Raw genomic sequence first — 18,976 nt, forward strand, 5'->3', positions numbered from 1 at the left:
TCAAGATGTTTCGTTTAGTCTCAGCCTTCAAGTCTGGATACAAGCGCTCTCAGCGCATGACCGCGGTGGCTAATCGCCTGCTTTTGCTCAAGCGTCAGCTCTGCCATCGTCATCTCGTATTCAGGTACATAGAAGAGTGGGTCATATCCAAAACCGCCAGCACCTGCAGCTTGAGCCGTAATCCAGCCTTCCGCAGTGCCTTCTGATTCATACTTATCACCTGTTGTCGGATCGTACAGGACCAGCGCACAAACGAAACGAGCTGGACTTAGTAGCGGCTGCTCGGTGTCCTCACCGGATTTCAACGATTCCAGCGTCTCCAGCAACTTCGCATTATTCTGTGCATCCGTTGCTCCTTCACCTGCATATCTCGCTGAATATACCCCTGGCTCACCATCCAACAGGTCTACACATAAACCTGAATCATCTGCCAGAACGGGCAAACCAAGCGCATCACCAACCGCTTTGGCTTTCTTCCAGGCATTCTCCGCAAACGTTACGCCATCTTCTACCACATCCGGCAGTTCCGGATAGTCAAACATGCTCTTAACCTCTTTGCCAAGCGGTGCGAAAGCATGAGCGAATTCACGGACTTTACCCGCATTGCGGGTGGCGACAATGAGAATTGGGCTGTCCAAACTCATCTTAGGCTTCCCCTAATCCACGCGCGCCGATCTTGAGCGCAATCGGTCCAAGCACTTCTTTTTGACGCTCGATCATTTCCAGAATTCCCTGTTCGCCCAGTTCCAACATGGCGTTCAGCTCACGGCGATCAAATGGTGCTTCCTCACCTGTTCCCTGAAGCTCGACGTATTTACCGCCGCCTGTCATCACCAGGTTCATGTCTACCTTGGCTTTGGAATCTTCATCATAGTTCAGATCCAGTACAGGCTGTTCACCCACAACACCCACACTTACTGCGGCAATAAAATCCGTAATCGGGAACACTTGCAGTTTGTGCTGTTGGGAGATCTTGTTCACGGCAAGCGCCAGCGCTACAAATGCACCGGTAATGGACGTTGTGCGTGTGCCTCCGTCAGCTTGAATAACATCACAGTCCAAGGTAATCGTACGCTCACCAAGAGCCTGCAGATTAACTACCGAGCGCAGTGCCCGACCAATCAGACGCTGGATTTCCATGGTGCGTCCAGTTAATTTGCCACGATTGGCTTCACGTTGGTTCCGGGTATGTGTTGCACGTGGCAACATGGAATATTCCGCTGTTACCCAGCCTTTACCCTGCCCTTTCATAAAGGGTGGTACACGTTCCTCTACTGTAGCTGTACAGATCACCTTTGTATCTCCAACTTCAATCAGTACAGAGCCCTCGGCGTATTTATTCGTGTTCACTGTTAAATTCAGCGGGCGCAGCTGTTCGCTGGTTCGTCCGTTTGATCTCATATTTTCTGCCTCCTACGACTTAAGCATCCTGTAATGTTGAGCTTGTTCACACTTTTACTAATCCCTTATATTTTACCAAAGAGTTCGGTTAAAAGCATCCTTAAGCATTTCTTCGTTCATTAAATCGGAATTTCGTTGATATATTCAGGCTTGGAAACCGGTGCACTGTAATCCCTGTTGTCGTCACCCATGACCGTTTTTTGGCCATTCCATTCGATCTGAACTTTGGCATCCTTGCTTGCTGTGTTCTCCGCAGTGGTTAATACGACAGACTGTAACAGCTCACTTGGCACGATATCCCCTTCGGCAAACATATCATCTTTCAAGGCAACCGTTACCGTGCCATCCTCGGCCGTTTTGACCGATTGCAGCTCCGTTCCGCCTGTCATGACCTCTTCCAGTTTTCCGCCTTTGTCAGGTCCCTTGATCAGCTCATTCAATGCTGCCTGCAACCGATCTTCACCTGGTGTAACCAGACGGGTCACCGGAACATAATATTGGATGCCTGCTGGCGAAGCAGCGGAGAAATAGACCGTGACCGGACTGCTGTTCGTCACAAACGTATCACCCAGATCCAGATTGATTCCCACAGCCCGATTCAGCGGTTCAGGCAGCGGCGTACTGTTTACCGGCATTTGTGTTAACTTTTTGCCATCCACCCAGATCTGCACATTCTCCACATCAGGCGTTCCCGTCAATGTCCACGTGACAGCTTCTAGCATTTTCCGTTCTTCCTTCGCATCATACTTGGCAAAATTACCCGAGAACTCAACAACCGCCAGCTTGTCATCCGCGTGAATCGTTACATTCTGCACAACCGTTCCCTGCGGGAGAACACCCTGGAATCCTTCAGGCAGCATACCCGCATAGGCCCCGCCTGTGACAAGTGTATCCAGTGCTGTCTTCGGACTGCTTGCGTCTGTTCCAGAAGGAAGTGTCAGGGATACCGGAGCGAGCAGCCCCTGCTGGTCTTGCAGATATACCGTCGTTAATGGGAGCATTGCGAGTGCACCATTTCCTTCGGCTGCCTGAATCATGGCTGCTTCCTGAATGGGCGGTGGTGGATCAACAGCTTCGGAAGACTGTGCTCCAAACATGCCGCAGCCTGACAATACCATAGGAATACTCAGCAGCGCTGCTGCCGATACCGTACGCAAAGATTGGATCTTTCTCATGATCACGTTCCCCCTCATCATTTTTACAGTTTGTACTACCATGTATACGAACCTTTGTCCAAAAAATAACTAAAAGATAATAAGAAAAATGTCTATCAACACACTTTCACGGAAGACAGACCGTGTTTAACTGAAATTTTCCATGTGGTAATCGAATTGTCAACTTCACTGAAACTTATAATTTTATTATCTTAAAGAAACGTAAACCAGGTTAATAACGTATTAGGAAGCAAGAGTAGGGACATTGCTAACTTCAGAGGAGGAATCGCCCATGGAACATCCTGAGCAAGAAAAAATCCCTTACAGCCTGAATAGCCGCAAGGTGGCGGAGGCAACAAGGGAATGGCTGCATAAGCGGGGCGTCACGATCCCTGAGATCGCAGAGCTGGTCATGTTATTGCAACAAAAATATTATCCAGGTCTTACGATGGAAGAATGTATCGAAAATGTGGAGATGGTTCTCCGTAAACGTGAGGTACAGAACGCTGTTCTGACCGGAATTCAGCTTGATATTCTGGCAGAACAGGGGCAGCTCATATCTCCTTTGCAGGAGATGATTGAGAACGATGAAGGATTGTATGGCGTGGATGAGATTTTGGCATTCTCCATCGTCAATGTATATGGCAGCATTGGATTTACGAATTATGGTTATGTGGACAAGCTGAAACCAGGGGTGCTTGAACGACTGAATGACAAGAGCCTGGGCCCTGTCCACACGTTCTTCGATGATATTGTCGGTGCGATTGCATCAGCAGCGAGCAGTCGGATCGCCCATCGCAAACAATCCGAGCTTGAAGAAGCACTGGGAGAAAAACCTGTTAGTGATGACGCTGTATAATGCGTAACTCGTTTTATATCTGAAGCCATGTGGAACATTGGACATGTGTATGGATGCTTCGTGAAATGACTGTTCAATAAAATAACTGTTCATGGAAAAAGCGGCCTGATGGCCGCTTCTTTTGCATGTGTAACGATACATATTGGATAATCCACATGTTATTTATTTCAGATGTTTAGGTCGTACCGTTCCCACCAAACCAAAACCTTCAACCCAATTCTGCTCGGAAGGTGAACCAGATGTTGCCCGTTTCGGTCCAATCGTGATTTCCGGGCCTTTGCGCTCTCGCAACATGCCACGCAACACCGTGATACCGAGAATGCTGAGTCCGGTAAATACATATATCATCCGCATGATGATATTGTCAGAATCCGTTCCGGTAACCATGCCGTGAACCAGCAGACCAATGAACACCGGATAGGACAACATGTGGAACATGAACCACCATTTACGGCCCAGCTTGTTCCCCAGATCACTGGATAACAGGACAATCACTAATCCGTAGAAGGCTAACGTTCCCAGACCACTGCCGATCGGATGTACGGAGGCGGTAAAAGGAATCAGAAGTTCTCCCCAGGTAAATGGGCTGTAATGATCAATATATAACGTTAATGCGTGCACGAGTCCAAGTCCGAAGGCGAGCCAGGTCGTTCGGGTATGCCATTTGAACATGGCTGCTTTTGGTTTGCCTTTGGCCAGAGGCATCCCTTGCGCAATGCCCAAAAACACACCGGCAAAGAGCAGCACATAAGCAGCAATTCCACTAATTCGAATGATATTCCACGTTGGCAGGTAATCTACAATCCATTGTGCCATAACCGGCTCCCCCATATCTGTTAGACTTGTCCTCGTTTATAATAGACTGAAGCGATGATCCGGATCAAAACCGGGCCAATGTTCAGCAAGCGTATCCGTATTCCCTCTAAAATAAATACTCCCATCCCGTGTCATCCACAGGGCGTCATGCCGATCGTAATGTCGGTTTAACCAGCCCACGGCTTCGGCACTTCCCAGAATGCAGACCGTCTTGGCAATGATCTCGCATTGCGAAGCATGCTGTCCCATAACGGTACACTGCAATACGTCCGTATCTGCCGGCTCCATCGTCCGAGGGTCAATGAGATGGTGCGCAAGGCTTCCATCCGTATTCTGCCATTGTCTGCGGGAAATACCCGAAGTAGCAACAGCTCCTCGCTGTAAACAGATCGCTCCCGACATAGCACCCTGATTCTGCAAAGGATCTTCTACCTGCAAGGTCCACTGGGAATGGTCTGGTGAACCCCATACTTGAATATCTCCACCCGCGTTAATCAACCCCGCTGGAATATGCAACGTTCGCTGCAACCAGTCAGCGATACGCTCCACTGCCCAGCCCTTAACAATGCCTCCCAGGTCCAACTCAGCTCCGGGGTCCAGATGAACCATCCGGCTACCTTCCCGCTGAATCCAGCTCGGACGGCTGTGGTCATATCGATCTTCCATCCCGCCTGATGATTCAGGTGTTCTCGTTCGCAATATGCGTTCAAGCAACGGACGTTGCGGTTGTCGTTGTTGCACTTTCTCAAAACTTAGATCATATCCCGAAGCCTGAAGAGCCTGGGAGATACCCGGTTGAAAAATCCCTTCGGTCAGCCCAATATATCCATAGGCCAGACTCAAAACTTCATCCATCGCAGCGGAGATGGGCATCCATCCGGTTGAAGCATTCAGACGATTTAGTTCACTGTCTGCCACAAATCGGCTGAAACGCTGCTCCTGCGTCTCAAACCAATTCTTCACGACGGTTGCTGCATGTTCAGCTTCTTCCCGCCCAGCGGACAGTTGCACTTCAACATCCGTGTTCATCGCACGGAATTGAAATCGGAGCGGACGAGCAACTTGCTCCGTGCGGCTCATGACGCACCTGTACGTGACTGATAGTTGCCACTGCTGTATCCGGAGTCTGTACCCTGGTTATTTTGCCCGATACGCTGAGAATCTGAATAATTCCCCTCGTTACTCGTGCTCTGATCTGGCCGAGCTGCTTGTGTGCTATCAGTTGTTCCATTGTATTGACTATCATTATTGTTATTGTCCTGCGTGTTCCAGTTGTTGCTGTCCGTTGTACTGTTGATCCATTCATCCATCACATCATCATGCGTATCCACCTGGCTTGAAGCAGTAACATTGGTATCTGTGCCATTCGCTGCTGCATAGGCCACATCAAAGGCATCCGAAGTTCGTACATATTGAAAGAGTGCAGCCACAGTCAACGTTGCTGCCGCTGAAGCTTGCCATTTTCTCCATTGATTCCGTTTTCTTCTGGTCATCGCTCTTCCCTGCTTTCTTTAGGGTGTGTCTCAAGACACGCCCTAAGTTCATAGATGTATCATAGGCGCGCTGGCTTAAAAATAGATGAATGAACCGTTAAGAGAGGCTAAAAAGGCCCAGAACAGGTGAATTGCCTGTCCCGAGCCTCTATATAAGATCGTATTATCATTTCATATCGATATCATCATTCCGTTTAGATTTGAAAATAGAACGTGCCATCCGGTTGCTGCTCTTGCTTCACTAGTTCGCGTCGAATTAACTCCTGCAAATGGGCTAACGTCTCACTCATGGCAAACCGCAGTTGATGGGTACCAAGCCGATTACCAAACATGTGCACACAGATGTCATAAGCATTCGCCTGTGACTCCTGAATTCGCTCCGTCATCTTCTGAAGACGTTCCTCGTGATGAGCCAGCAATTGAACTGTCCGTTCGTTGAACTGGGCAAAAGGATTCCGATGCCCCGGATACGCCTGCTTGACGTTCAAATCCCCAAGACGTTGCAATCCTTCCATATAAGACAATAATGGCTGAGGGTCACTGCCGGGTTGCAGACTGATATTCGGTGAAATCTGTGGCAAAACTGCATCTCCGCACAGAATCTCCATGGACTCCGGCGCATAAAAGGATAAATGGCCTGGGGCATGTCCACCCGTCTCCACAGCAACCCAATTTTTCCCGCCCATATTAAGCCATTCGCCATCTTCAATGGGTGTCACCTTCGGAAGTGGCGTGATCTGCGAAGTAAATGCCTTCATATGTTCATGTATCTGCTCAGTCTTGTCTTCCGGCATACCATGACAACCATAATAATCAGGTAATATTGTATTGATGCGTGAATCAGGTCCCCACATATAATCAGCCTCTTGGCGGGAGCGTGTGGACATTCGAACGGGTGCCCCCGTCATCTGTTGCATCCAACCCGATAACCCAAGATGATCGGGGTGATGGTGAGTGAGTACAATTTGACGAATATCGCTAAAGGTCAGGCCGAGATCTGCCAGCGCTTCACTCCACTCCTGTTCTGTTTCCGAATTACGCGGTCCCGGATCTATAATAGTTATCTTCCCATCCGATTCTGATAACACATAACTGTTCACCCATCGTAAGGGAAACGACATGCTGATCTTGACCCGGTGTATGCCCTTCGTCATGGGCATCTCTTCTGTGCGCTTCATGTTATCCCCCTTCCAGACTGTCTCTGTTCACTCGACAGGACGACGACCCACAAAAATCATTCGTGGAGAAGTCTGCTCGTCATATTTCTCTTCGTCATAGCCACCATGTACCTGATCTACCCGGAGTCCGGCGGCACTTAACATCTGACTCAGTTGATCCCGTGTGTACAACTTCACACGCTCTTGATATACCCTCGGTTCATGTCCGGATGTGGTATCCGTAATGCGAATTTCCTTTTGCACAAACCCTTCCTCAATCTTGCGATACTCCTCAATACGCTGTCCTTCATCCTCTCGAACGGAGTGCTGCACCAGATGCCGAGTCACATAAGCCGTATTCATAAAATCAATAATGTAGCTTCCACCCGGCCGAAGCATGCGATGAATGGCACGTAATACTTTCAATTGTTCTCCGTCCTCAAGGAAATAACCAAACGATGTGAACAGATTAACTACAGCGTCAAAGCCACCTTTCAGCGGCAGTTCACGCATGTCCGCATGACACCACGATACTCGGTGTTCGGTGTCCATTTGGCACGCTTCGCGTAAAAGCACATTTGACAGATCGACCCCGGTCACTCGCAATCCTGCATCAGCAAGTGCCATGGAGTGACGTCCCATACCGCAGCATAGATCCAATACTTCAGCATTGGGCTCAAGCTTCAACCAATTGATCATTTTATGTACTTCCTGATGGGCACCCTGCACATCCCGGTGCTTGTATACGAGCAGATAATCTTCTCCAAAACTCTTTTTATACCATTCCGTCATCCATTCTCGCCCTCCACTTGGTCACTGGCTCTCTATCTATAGTACGCTATGTACAGGCCTGATCATTTCCCCTAGCTTTAATGTATTGTAACGTCTTTATACTGCAAACTCAAAAAATTCCAGTAAGTTTCCAACATTGAAGAGCCAAAATGCACACGATATAATGTTAGACATACGCCTGCAAATCGGTTAATTATAAGAGCTTGTTCAAAAAGCAACAGGAGGTGTTCTTATGATTCGCATCGGACTTACCGGATGGGGGGATCAGGAAGATCTCTATCCAAACCGTACCAAAGCTAAAGACAAGCTCAGTCTATACGGACAATACTTCTCCACCGTGGAGGTGGATAGTTCCTTCTACGCCGTTCAGCCGCGGGATCGAATGGCACGGTGGGCTGCCGAAACGCCCGAATCCTTTGCTTTTATCATCAAAGCCTATCAGGGAATGACCGGACATCTGCGAGGCAAACCATACTTCACCAGCACGTCGGAGATGTATAAGGCTTTTCGGGAATCACTGGAGCCCGTCATTGAAGCTGGTAAAATGCAGGCAACCTTGTTTCAATATCCACCATGGTTTGAGTGCAATAAGGACAACGTGAAAGAGCTTCGTGAAGTGAAACTTCGAATGGAGGGCATTCCGTGTGCCCTGGAATTCCGTCATCGCAGTTGGTATGAAGGTGACATGCGCGAGCGGACGCTTGCGTTCCTGAAAGAGCAAGGCTGGATTCACAGCGTCTGTGACGAACCTCAGGCAGGTCTTGGTTCTATCCCCATCGTGCCACAGGCGACGGATTCCGAGATGACGCTGGTGCGTATGCACGGACGCAATGTGTCCGGGTGGCATCAGAATGGTGCGCCTAATTGGCGCGAGACCCGTTATTTATACCGTTACAACAAGGAAGAATTGTTGGAATGGAAAGGATATCTGGAGCAATTGCAGGAGCAGAGCAAGGATGTCTATGTTATTTTTAATAACAACTCCGGTGGCGATGCAGCAGCGAATGCCCAGATGATGATGGACCTGCTGGATCAGCCGGTGAAGCCTTTCCCTGACCGTTCTGAACCGGAGAAGGAAGAAGGACCGGAGCAGCTGGAGCTATTTTAATACGTGCTATAAACGGAGTTATTCATATTATTGGGTGAAGGTAAGTGTATTTATCATTGCTATTATGCAGAGCGGATTCGAAATTGGAAACAAACTAAAAGCGGCAAGCCCGAGGGCTTTGCCGCTTTCTTTAGCTGGTAATCTACCTATAGAAGGCTATCCACATACATCCGTTCTGTTGTGTCAAACATCAGCGCTGCGCGGCTGTAACCGAAGAATCGGTAGACACCTCGCGTAGCTGCTGGTTCATTTTGTGAGCCTCGATACCAGCCAAGAGAACAATGCCGATTCCATGGGTATCGTTTAGATTCCAACCCAGATCATCGCGATAATACAAGGCGGTAAACGAGTACCCGGAGCCCCGGCATACCCCGTATATATTGCCTTTATAGTCAATCGATAAACGTGTCATGCCTTCCCATCCTTTGCGCACTGCCTCTAGATAGGGCTCTGGCTGTTCCAGCCAGCCTTCCTGAATACCACGGGCATAAGCGTAGATAAACATGGATGTGCAGGAGGTTTCTTCATACGAATCCGGGCGGTTCAGCACCTGATGCCAAAGCCCATTTTCCCCTTGCAGCGCCAAATAACCTTCACTTAAATCACGATAGAACTGTAATAGTTCCGTTCGTTTCACATGATCATGTGGCAGGATGGATAACAGTTCGGTTAATGAGAAAAGCACCCAGCCGTTTCCGCGTCCCCACGGGATACCTGTCGCCCGACCACGCACAAAATCATACACATGGGACATGATCTGTTGTTCGGGAAGATAGAGGTATTTACGGAACATCAGGAACTGATTGACCGCATCATCCCAATACGTCGCATCTCCTGTCAACTGACCATAACGCATCAGAAAAGGTGTACTCATGTACAAGTCATCACACCACATCGTTTCCTGACGCATCTCTCCACTGCCGCGAACCCGGTAAAAGGCACCATCCTCCAAACGTTCCTGCTCATCCGTAATGTAACCCGCAATCCGATCCGCGGTATCTCTTCCCCCACGGATATCGCCGAACTCCATCGCAGCAAGCAGCGTAGACCCAAACGAACCGCAATCATCCAGGCTGTCGATGGCAGACAGCTGATTATTGATTCCTGCCGCACCATACCCTTCCCGATCCCACAGACCATAGCGGTCAAATGAAGTACTCAGTTCAATATGTTGCCGCACATACTGAATGTAATCATCCCTTCCCAATTCCTGTCCCGTCTGGAGAAGTCCAAGCAGGGTGACGCCGAGCGGATAATTCCACTTTCCGTAATGTGTGTTCTCCAGATAGGGACGAACATACGTATCAGGAAGATCTACCCGCCAATACACACCTTGTGCGCCATCATCAAATACGGTATCTGTTCGCACGATGTCGGCATGCGATGGTTCAGCACTGAGAGCAAACACACCCGTGTACAGCCAGGGGTCAGAGCATCCCGCAACCGGATGAGGTGATTTCAGTCTCCAGCCTTTGGAATCCGAGCGCTCGGCATCTTCCAACGTGAATCCCCATGAGCCGCCAACTGCCTGGATTTCACCTTTCGCCACCAGATCGGATGTACCGTAACGGCGCGGGAGTTCAACGCGGAAGTTACCGCTACTTCCAGCAGAGTATACTTCAGTGCCATCCACATACAGGGTCAAAGCTCCATCATGACGGCCTTTTAAAATAATTGGCGTTGATTCTGGCAAGTTTACATCCAGTTTGGACCACGCATAGGCAACAGCCGGTTGTTCCGTACCAAAGATTCGAGCAAATGAACCTGCGCTCTGCTCCTCATCTGTCCAGCCCCTGCGCGGATACCAGATAAGGCCCGTCTCTTCTTCCGTCATGCCGTCACGAGGAAGAGATAATACAGGTTCATCGACGGGTTCCGAATATAACCAGCCTTCCTGACCCTGACGATCTGCCCCAGGAGTGAGGAAGTGCAGCGGGAAATTTTTGAACGAGGCTGTTCCGTAGATACCGCCGAATCCCACTTCTGTTTTGACAAAACATAGCAACACATCATTCCAGCCATAGTTCACGGAAATTGGAATCTGGGTTCTTCGCTCGGGAAATAATTCCTGCAACAACTCGGACTTGAATACCTCTTCGCCGTTCACGTAAATCGTCACCGGACTATAACAGTTCAGGCCCGTATTTAACGTTGCATTTTGCTCGCTCCATAACTTGCCCCATACATACACGTACTGCCCTGCATGCGCCCCAACGCATTTCTCATTCAGATTCAGGTCGTAGCGGTAGTCCCCACGTCTACGAAAACCTCCCTGATGATAGGCTCTGAACAAAAATGAATGTTTCGGATGATCGCCAATATAACGCTGAGCTACCGTTGTCAATATATCCGGAATTGAATCGTACACCTTGCCTGCAATCGCCTCGTTCTCATGAAAATAACGAATGATCGTCAGCTCCTTCCTTATACCTTGATTCGTTCGCTTAGCCGCAATGTCTCTCCGCCCTGCACTTCAACAACCTGCTGATCCGCTGTGAACCAAACCGGGATGGCAGACGGATTATGGATGATGGAGCGATCTGCTGAACACTCCAATCGTTGCACCGCTTTCCAATAGGCAATCACTTCGATGTTCGTGGCATACCAGATATCGTCCCTGCCGCCAATCTGCTCACCGAACTGTTCGATGATCTCCCAATTGTCGTTGTCATTGAACTCATAACTGTGACCCCAGACGTAGAGTAATAGTGGTGTACCTGTTTTGGAATGTTGGATAAAACGTTTGGCATGCCCCGCCAGATCTTGGTTATGATGACAGGTCGGATGCCATTCAAGCGGCCGATCTGGCAACGTGTATCTGCCATGTGATTCAACGGTACGGGCATAATTAATGCCAAGCCACTCCAGCTTGGTACTTAACGCACGGTCGTACCCTCCGTTGGGGTAAGCCATGCCTCGTACCGGATAACCGACGAGCTGCTCCAATGCTTTTCGGTCTTCGATAATCTCTTCGGTCAATAGTTCATTCGGAACATAAGGCAGCGTAGGGTGAGTAACGGTGTGAACGGCTACTTCATGCCCCGTATAAAGTTCAGCGACTTCCCCAGCCTCAATGCGGCCTGGATTACCCAAGGTACCGGAGTTCAGATTAAAGGTTCCCCGTAGACCATACCGATTACAGATTTCCACCAGTCTGCGATCATGCACCACTCCATCGTCATAACTGAGCGTTAACGCTTTCATCACACCGCCTGGATAGCGGTCAAACTGAATACGATGTCCCATCCCTTGCTTCCACTCCTTTATCCGATTTCTTCAACAGGTACATGGCCTGCATCCTGTAATCGATGATGTTCCGAATCAAAATACGTACCTTCCAGCAGGCCGATCAATGTGTTGGTAATCCGCACTTCAATGTCGTTGTCTCCCGGACGCAACCAGGAAGCCTCCCCCTTCCAGCGATACGGAGACCAGCATCTTACACCCAAGCTATGTCCGTTTACCCGCACTTCCACCACATCCTGCACACGCCAATCGCTAAATTCCAGTTCAAACGAGGTAACATCTTCCCCTGACTCATCCAGCCAGAACGTACGTTTATAACTCATTTCCCCGGCATAATGGGGATACAGAGGTTGAGGTTCAGGCACGATACGAAGGGCCGTGTCCGGTTCCCGCACAAGCGAAGCCATACCTTCATGATGGAACTCCACGCCGAATCTTCCCTGTAGATACAAGGGATCCACGATGCCATCCTCATCTTTCGTCACCTGCACAATCACCCTCATTTCGTTGAGACCGCTGTGCAGCAGCTCCGTGATATCACAAGCGATGTTATTGTGATCGGTTATTTCGATTGGATCGAACTGTTCTTTTCCAAGTGGTTGCCCATTAATCTCCATGGACCAAGTGCCCGAGATCGCCGCTCTGTCCATGAATAAAAGGCATGCAGGCAATGCCGTTCTCAGCTCAAATGTGGTCGTATAACGGCACTCGATCGGGTAAGCAACGGATGCCTTTTTCGGTGTGCCAAACACCTGATTAAACTGAACTGGCAGATGCTGCTCCGATAATTCTGCCGCCTGATCAATAAACGGTTTTACAGCTACATGCTGGCTTTCCAGAATCACACCATTAGCATTGGAAGCCTGAAGATGGAATTGTCCCATTCGCAAAATGTTAGGCTGCACCGTTTCCAGTCGCCATGGCCCTTCCGAAGGGACCATGATCTTACGCTGATTAGCTCCTGCCGATACATCCGTTACGAACGCCGAACCCGTTTTGTCTGTTACATCCACCTTCGTTGTTAATGCCTCTTCCTTCGCAGGTTGTAAAGTAAGACGAGCAGCATGCGCTTCGTAAGGCGCCAGCGTTAGTGAAATGCACCATTCCCCACCACTGCTCGTATACGGCAATGCTTGAAGCCGCCCTGTCTCCAGATCAAGTCGTTCTGCCACGAGACAAACACCCTCTGCCAGCTTCGTTCCATCCCACAGCTGTCTGGCAACCAGCTTTAATTGCCCCTTCAATTCCTGACCCTCCTGATTGGTCAAGAAAACCATGTGCTCTCCAGCCGACAATTGACGGGTGTGCATCAGCAGAGAGGCACTTTCCTCCTCCATGATCCAGCAGATGGGTTCCGGCAATACCTGATCGAGCAGGAGAGAGATTAGCTCCAGCGAAAAGTCATCTCCTTGCCCTGTTCCTGCGGGTAGAAAATAGGCATTCCCCTCACCCTGATGCCACATGGTTTCACGGTTATCGTGATCTGTTATCACGCTACGGCCCCAGTACACCTCTTGCGGCTGCTCGCCCGCGCCAAAGAACTGGGTAGCTTCATCTCCCTCCGGACTTCCCGACTGAATCGCAATATGCGGAGGCATCCCAACAGAGATGACCGTTCCTCCCTGCCGAACAAATCGCTTCACCTGTTCCCAGGCCGCGGCCTCCAGATTCAGCATCGGTGGGAGAATCAGTACGTCATAACGGGCCACGCCGATCTGAATGATACCATCCGTTAAGTCAGCTTCAGCCAACAATTCGGGATCAAGGTGATCATAGTCACGTCTGTTTTCGAGCAGAAGTGTCGTGATCCTCATCCAGTCCTTCGTCAGGCGCTCCAGTTGCACCCGTTCTGCTTCGTCCTCGCCGCTATACTCAAATCCATGCAGCGGATTACCCATCAGACTCCAGAATGTCGTCGTTGGGTCAAGCACAGCAATTCGAATGTCTGCTACTCCAGTGCTCATGAGATAGCTCAACCGTCCGGTGTAATCCCCTAACTGCCGGAAATGCTTCCAGTAGGGATTCTGCAAAAATTGAGACGGTGGTGCGTCATGCTTCGCAAGCCCACCAATCGTATAGAAAAAGGCATGAAAGTTATAGAAATTGGTGCCCATGGCGGCCATGCGATCAATCATCCACTTGGCATCCTGTAGCGTCATGGACCAGCCTACACTGTGAAAACATTCAATCAGATTGCGGCTTCGGCCCAATTGCCGGGCAAGCGAACTGACCATCTTGGGATTGTCACGCATCTTTTGACCATACCGTTCCAGAATCCACGATAAGGATCGTCCGATTTTCTCATGGGCCGAATCACCACCTGGCATATGACTGAACAACTGGGTAGTCATCCGTACGCCAGGCACCTCTGCCGCGTACTGGATTCCTGCTTCCTCACACCAGTCATGCACCTGTTTGTGATAGGACTCCCTGAGAAGCAGGTGTAGGGACTGATAGTAGTCATACCGAATCCGATGCGCGTCCGGAACATCACTATATAACAGCGCCGGTAGCGAATCGATCAGACTATAACCACAACGCTCTCTGAAATAACGGGGAAGCTGTGGTGACCAGGGGATACGGCCCAGCGGTGCAATTTCATCCGAGAACATACCTTTGATTACGCTCTCAAATTGATCTCCAACCGCTGACTTATAACGCTCATGTGTCAGTTCAATAAAACGACTCATCGCTTCCTTGTGGCAAGGATCAACAAAGTTGCCGTAATATTTGAAATCGTCGATCTCCATTTCTTGAAATATAATCAACTCCCAATCACCCGCGGGAACATCCCACAACAAGCGGAACGCTGTTCGGTAGGTGAAGAACCGCTTGCGGTTATACGATGTGAGTCCGGTCTCCTGATAGACCTGATCGGTCTGGATATTGCCGATTTTGCTGCGCAGATCGATGGACTCATGCCACAGACGCTTGCCCTGTTCATCCTTGGGAATCGCCTTGGCAACCAAGACTCGTCCCCATGGCAACTCCAGATCCACAGCTTCTCCGCCCTGAACCACCAACTGATGATGCACGAGCTGTCGCTGCTTGGCTTCAGGGAAATCAAGGGTCACTTCCCCACCAGCCATCCCGCTTGGATAGGGATATTCGTCATATAACCATACCTGCATGCCGTGAGCAGCCGCCGCTTCCACTGCAATCCGCACCTTATCAAACCATGCTTCAGAGAGATAGGGAATCTGTAGTCCCTGACGCGGACAGATGAAGAATCCGCCTACACCTTGCGCCGCCATCTCAGCCACCTGCCGCTTAACCTGCTCTTCTTCCATATCCCCGTTCCAGAACCAAAAGGGATGGACCCTGTACTGCGCCTCGGGATTTTCAAAAGCATCCCCGTTCCACATGTTGCCTTCCTCCCTGCATGTTCAAGAGTGGTCGTTTAACTTTACCAATAACGTTCATTTCAGTTCATATAGGTTTGTTTCGTTATGATTATACATCAAAAACCATATTTAGGAAGCCATAATTTCCAACTACTTCAGTGCTGCGTACAGTTCATTGACTTCTTTCACATAATCGTCTCCGCCGTTGTTCTTCCACAGGGCAACAGCATCTTCGAATCCTTTCTCATCAATCTGACCTACGATATATTTGATCCGCGCATCGTTAATGATATTGTCCAGCTGCGGTCCTTTCTGAGCATAAACATCAGAGATCAGCGGTTCGCCAGGATTGGCGATGACAATCTCTTCGTTGGCTTTCTGCACCTGTGCAACCTTTTCACGGACAGGTGTCTGTTGTACACGAAGCGTTCTGTCTTCCGGCACAAACATCAAAATCTGATTTAAGCCCTGCAGGTCGCGGAGCGCAAGCTTGTCAGTGCTCGGTATGATGTAGTCTTCTTTTTTCTCATACTGCTTGCCTTCCAGTCCGTTGTACAACAATGCCTGCAATTCCGGTTCATTCAACTGATCCAGGAAGCTCAGTACCTTCTTCAGGTCTTCTTCCGTTTTGACACTGCTTTTGGAAATGGCAATCAGGCCGGAGTAGCCCGACGTTGGCATATCACGCAATCCCTTTGGACCTTCCATCGCTTGCAGCACGTCTACGCGCCCTGTCGCATTCGGGTCTTTATCCAGTATTTTCTGATCCATGCGCTGCGCATTATCTGCCACATCCACCATGACACCTGCTTGACCGTTTACAAATGGATCAGGCAGTTTGGTCGCATCCATCACGGCAAAGTCCTTGTTCACCAGACCTTCGCTATAGATTTGCCGGAAAAATTTCAGGGCTTCCATATATTCTGGTGTCTCATGCGCCGGGATCAGACCTCCGCTGCCATCATCTCCCCATTTGTTGGGTGCCCCGAACCATACCTGCATATTATCCCACGGGCCCGTGAATTTGCTGGCAACCAGACCGTACGTATCATCCTTGCCGTTACCGTCCGGATCATCCTTCGTGAACGCTTTCAATACATTATAAAATTCATCAATCGTCTTTGGCTCTTCCAGCCCCAACTTCTCCAGCCAATCTTTGCGGATTGTGACCCCATTACGTCCTAAGGCGCGTGCCCGATAGATCCCATAGGTTTTGCCATCGATTGACGCATTGTTGGTGATGATTTCATTCATTTGTCTCAGATTCGGATAGTCTTTCAGATAAGGACCAAGCTCCCAGAATGCTCCGGTTCGTGCCGCATTAATGAAACTTGGGGACTTACCTAACACCACCATAATCTGAGGCAGCTTTCCCGAGGCCAGTGTAATGTTGAATTTGTCTTCATACGAGCTGCTCGGCACCCACTGCAGGTTCACATCCACCTTGGTCAGTTCTTCAAGCTTCTGGATGACCGGGCTGTTCTCCGGCGGATTCTCCGCTTCGAAGTTCGGAAGCATAATGGTAATCTGATCGGTGCCACCCGCAGCGGTTCCTGAACTTTCTTTGTCCGTGGAGCATGCTCCTAAGATCGTACTAAGTACCAGTGACGCAGAGAGTAACAGTGCACCTTTTTTGAATCCCGTTTTTTGTCCCATACGTTCTCCCCCTTGGCTTTAGCCTTTGATTGAACCTAACATGACACCTTTGGCAAAATGCTTCTGCAAAAACGGATACACCAGCAAAATCGGAATGGTACCTACAACGATCACCGCCATTTTGATTGACTGCTCTGGTGGCTGCACAAAATTGGGGTCCATGTTTGCCATATCTCCGACACTGGCTTGCGAGAGTAACACGATCTGTCTCAGCATGACTTGCAGCGGCCATTTGTCACTGTCGGAAATGTACAGCAGTGCCGAGAAAAAATTGTTCCAGTGGCCTACGGCGTAGAACAAGGCAAACGTGGCAATGACCGGTTTGGATAAAGGCAGAACGATTCGCCACAGCACGCCTAAATCCGAACAGCCGTCGATGCGGGCCGCTTCCTCCAGCCCGGGCGGCATTTGCTGAAAAAAGTTTTTGACAACTATTAAGTTAAAAGCGCTGATCGCGCCAGGAAGCATAAGGGCCCAGTAAGAATCGAGCAGTCCCAGTCCACGAATAACGAGATATGTTGGAATCATGCCACCACCAAATAACATCGAGAAAATCACCATGTTCATCATGACATTACGGCCCCAGAAGTCACTTCTGGATAGTGGATAGGCCATCGTGAGTGTGAAGAACAGATTAACCAATGTACCTGCCACCGTGATGAAAATGGAAACACCAATGCTGCGAAAGATCGTGGACGAGGAGAAAATATACTCATACGCACTGAAGGAAAACACCTTCGGAATGAGGAAAAAACTGCGTTCGGTAATCTCGGCTTCCGTTGCGAAAGAATTCCCTATAATATACAGGAAAGGAAGGACGGTTAATATGCCCAGAATCCCCAGCATGACGTAATTGAAGATATCAAATACCTTGCCGGCAGGGCTGTTGTATAGACGGCTGTTCATGGGCGCTCCTCCTTAATAAATTCCGGGGTGACCGAATTTTTTCGCAAGTTTATTACTGCCAAGCACCAGGATAATCCCCACCACAGACTTGAATAGTCCAACAGCGGTACTGTAACTGAATGCACCTTGCGTAATCCCCACCGTGTACACATACGTATCAAACACATCTGCGACATCCCGGTTGAGGGAGTTGGTCATCAGATAGATCTGCTCAAAACCGGTATCGAGGAAGTTCCCCAATCTGAGAATGAGCAAAATGACTATGGTCGTACGAATGGCGGGAAGCGTGATATGCCACATCCGCCGTAATCGTCCTGCGCCATCCACAATGGAGGCTTCATATTGTTCCGTATCGACACCTGCGAGGGCTGCCAAGAAAATGATTGTGCCCCAACCCATCTCCTTCCACATCATCTGCACAATAATGAGCGGGCGGAACGAACCCGGGCTGGAGAGTACATCAATAGGCTTGCCTGTAATCCAGGCGATCAGGTCGTATAACACCCCGCCCTGCGGGGTCAGGAACACGTACGTGATACTGGCGATAATCACCATGGATACAAAATGGGGTACATAGACCAGCGTTTGAATCGTTCTTTTGAAGAAAGCGACCCGAATTTCATTTAATAACAAAGCGATAATGATTGGTGCCGGGAAAAAGAAGATAAGATCATACAGGGCAAGGACCAGCGTATTGCGTAATAGTCGATAGAAGTCTGGATTGGAGAAAAAGTTCGTAAAGTTCTCTAGCCCTACCCAGTTACTCTCCCGGATGCCCAGGAAAGGCTGGTAGTCCTGAAAGGCAATGATGATCCCCCACATGGGCAAGTATTTAAAGATGACAAAGTACAAAAAGCCGGGAAGCACAAGCACATATAACCACTTGTTTCGTTTGATCTGCCTTTTCCAATTGGATTCCTGTTTTAATGGTCTTGTTGCCATATTCGCTTGAGCAGTTGCAGTGGCGTTGGTATTCCAGTCCGTCTTCCCGTTCATCATGTCTCCCCTCCCTCAATAATGTAAGCGTTATCAATTAACCTGATA

The 18,976-nt window shown here is 49.3% G+C and carries 16 protein-coding genes; 2 read left to right on the forward strand and 14 right to left on the reverse strand.

Features of this window, described 5'->3' with window-relative positions:
• Nucleotides 1-20 precede the first annotated feature (20 nt).
• The 3 genes from MHB43_RS25995 to MHB43_RS26005 form a co-directional block, all read right to left on the reverse strand.
• The gene (locus MHB43_RS25995; RefSeq protein WP_017692573.1) at nt 21-644 is read right to left on the reverse strand and encodes an XTP/dITP diphosphatase; all 624 of its coding nucleotides are present in this window, start codon (nt 642-644) and stop codon (nt 21-23) included.
• A 1-nt stretch (nt 645) separates the two neighbouring features.
• The gene (rph, locus tag MHB43_RS26000) at nt 646-1,401 is read right to left on the reverse strand and encodes a ribonuclease PH (RefSeq protein WP_017692572.1); all 756 of its coding nucleotides are present in this window, start codon (nt 1,399-1,401) and stop codon (nt 646-648) included.
• A 119-nt stretch (nt 1,402-1,520) separates the two neighbouring features.
• Nucleotides 1,521-2,576 carry a GerMN domain-containing protein gene (locus MHB43_RS26005; RefSeq protein ID WP_405130728.1) on the reverse strand — a complete coding sequence of 352 codons (1,056 nt, stop codon included), beginning with the start codon at nt 2,574-2,576 and terminating at the stop codon, nt 1,521-1,523.
• A gap of 271 nt (nt 2,577-2,847) precedes the next feature.
• Between MHB43_RS26005 and MHB43_RS26010 the strand changes: the two genes are divergently transcribed.
• Complete coding sequence (locus tag MHB43_RS26010) at nt 2,848-3,414, forward strand: phosphatidylglycerophosphatase A (protein ID WP_017692570.1); 567 nt, start codon at nt 2,848-2,850, stop codon at nt 3,412-3,414.
• Between the two features lie 162 nt (nt 3,415-3,576).
• Here the strand turns inward: MHB43_RS26010 and MHB43_RS26015 are convergent, their stop codons facing one another.
• The 5 genes from MHB43_RS26015 to MHB43_RS26035 all read right to left on the reverse strand — a co-directional run bounded on the left by MHB43_RS26015 (nt 3,577) and on the right by MHB43_RS26035 (nt 7,672).
• Nucleotides 3,577-4,230, reverse strand: coding sequence for a ferric reductase-like transmembrane domain-containing protein (locus MHB43_RS26015; RefSeq protein WP_405130729.1), 654 nt, complete (start codon nt 4,228-4,230; stop codon nt 3,577-3,579).
• A 36-nt stretch (nt 4,231-4,266) separates the two neighbouring features.
• Nucleotides 4,267-5,310 carry an FAD:protein FMN transferase gene (locus MHB43_RS26020; RefSeq protein WP_405130730.1) on the reverse strand — a complete coding sequence of 348 codons (1,044 nt, stop codon included), beginning with the start codon at nt 5,308-5,310 and terminating at the stop codon, nt 4,267-4,269.
• Nucleotides 5,307-5,723 carry a hypothetical protein gene (locus MHB43_RS26025; RefSeq protein ID WP_405130731.1) on the reverse strand — a complete coding sequence of 139 codons (417 nt, stop codon included), beginning with the start codon at nt 5,721-5,723 and terminating at the stop codon, nt 5,307-5,309. The genes MHB43_RS26020 and MHB43_RS26025 overlap by 4 nt, the downstream gene beginning before the upstream one ends.
• Before the next feature lie 194 nt (nt 5,724-5,917).
• Complete coding sequence (locus tag MHB43_RS26030) at nt 5,918-6,901, reverse strand: MBL fold metallo-hydrolase (protein ID WP_405130732.1); 984 nt, start codon at nt 6,899-6,901, stop codon at nt 5,918-5,920.
• 27 nt (nt 6,902-6,928) lie between these two features.
• Complete coding sequence (locus MHB43_RS26035) at nt 6,929-7,672, reverse strand: class I SAM-dependent methyltransferase (protein WP_405130733.1); 744 nt, start codon at nt 7,670-7,672, stop codon at nt 6,929-6,931.
• Nucleotides 7,673-7,904: 232 nt separating this feature from the next.
• Between MHB43_RS26035 and MHB43_RS26040 the strand changes: the two genes are divergently transcribed.
• A complete protein-coding gene (locus tag MHB43_RS26040; protein ID WP_405130734.1) occupies nt 7,905-8,780 on the forward strand; it encodes a DUF72 domain-containing protein in 876 nt (291 codons plus the stop codon).
• A gap of 190 nt (nt 8,781-8,970) precedes the next feature.
• Here MHB43_RS26040 and MHB43_RS26045 read toward each other — a convergent pair whose 3' ends face one another.
• The 6 genes from MHB43_RS26045 to MHB43_RS26070 all read right to left on the reverse strand — a co-directional run bounded on the left by MHB43_RS26045 (nt 8,971) and on the right by MHB43_RS26070 (nt 18,874).
• Nucleotides 8,971-11,148 (reverse strand): glycoside hydrolase family 105 protein, encoded by a 2,178-nt coding sequence (locus MHB43_RS26045; RefSeq protein WP_405130735.1) that lies wholly within the window; start codon nt 11,146-11,148, stop codon nt 8,971-8,973.
• Nucleotides 11,149-11,204: 56 nt separating this feature from the next.
• Nucleotides 11,205-12,026: a polysaccharide deacetylase family protein gene (locus MHB43_RS26050; protein WP_405130736.1), complete on the reverse strand. Its 822-nt coding sequence runs from the start codon at nt 12,024-12,026 to the stop codon at nt 11,205-11,207.
• Between the two features lie 17 nt (nt 12,027-12,043).
• Nucleotides 12,044-15,391 (reverse strand): glycosyl hydrolase, encoded by a 3,348-nt coding sequence (locus MHB43_RS26055; RefSeq protein ID WP_405130737.1) that lies wholly within the window; start codon nt 15,389-15,391, stop codon nt 12,044-12,046.
• A gap of 129 nt (nt 15,392-15,520) precedes the next feature.
• Nucleotides 15,521-17,026, reverse strand: coding sequence for an extracellular solute-binding protein (locus MHB43_RS26060; protein ID WP_405130738.1), 1,506 nt, complete (start codon nt 17,024-17,026; stop codon nt 15,521-15,523).
• Nucleotides 17,027-17,044: 18 nt separating this feature from the next.
• Complete coding sequence (locus tag MHB43_RS26065; RefSeq protein ID WP_017692544.1) at nt 17,045-17,932, reverse strand: carbohydrate ABC transporter permease; 888 nt, start codon at nt 17,930-17,932, stop codon at nt 17,045-17,047.
• Nucleotides 17,933-17,944: 12 nt separating this feature from the next.
• Nucleotides 17,945-18,874 (reverse strand): sugar ABC transporter permease, encoded by a 930-nt coding sequence (locus tag MHB43_RS26070; RefSeq protein ID WP_221821028.1) that lies wholly within the window; start codon nt 18,872-18,874, stop codon nt 17,945-17,947.
• Nucleotides 18,875-18,976 lie beyond the last annotated feature (102 nt).

Source organism: Paenibacillus sp. FSL H8-0317, assembly GCF_045040685.1.
Taxonomy (GTDB): Bacteria; Bacillota; Bacilli; order Paenibacillales; family Paenibacillaceae; genus Paenibacillus.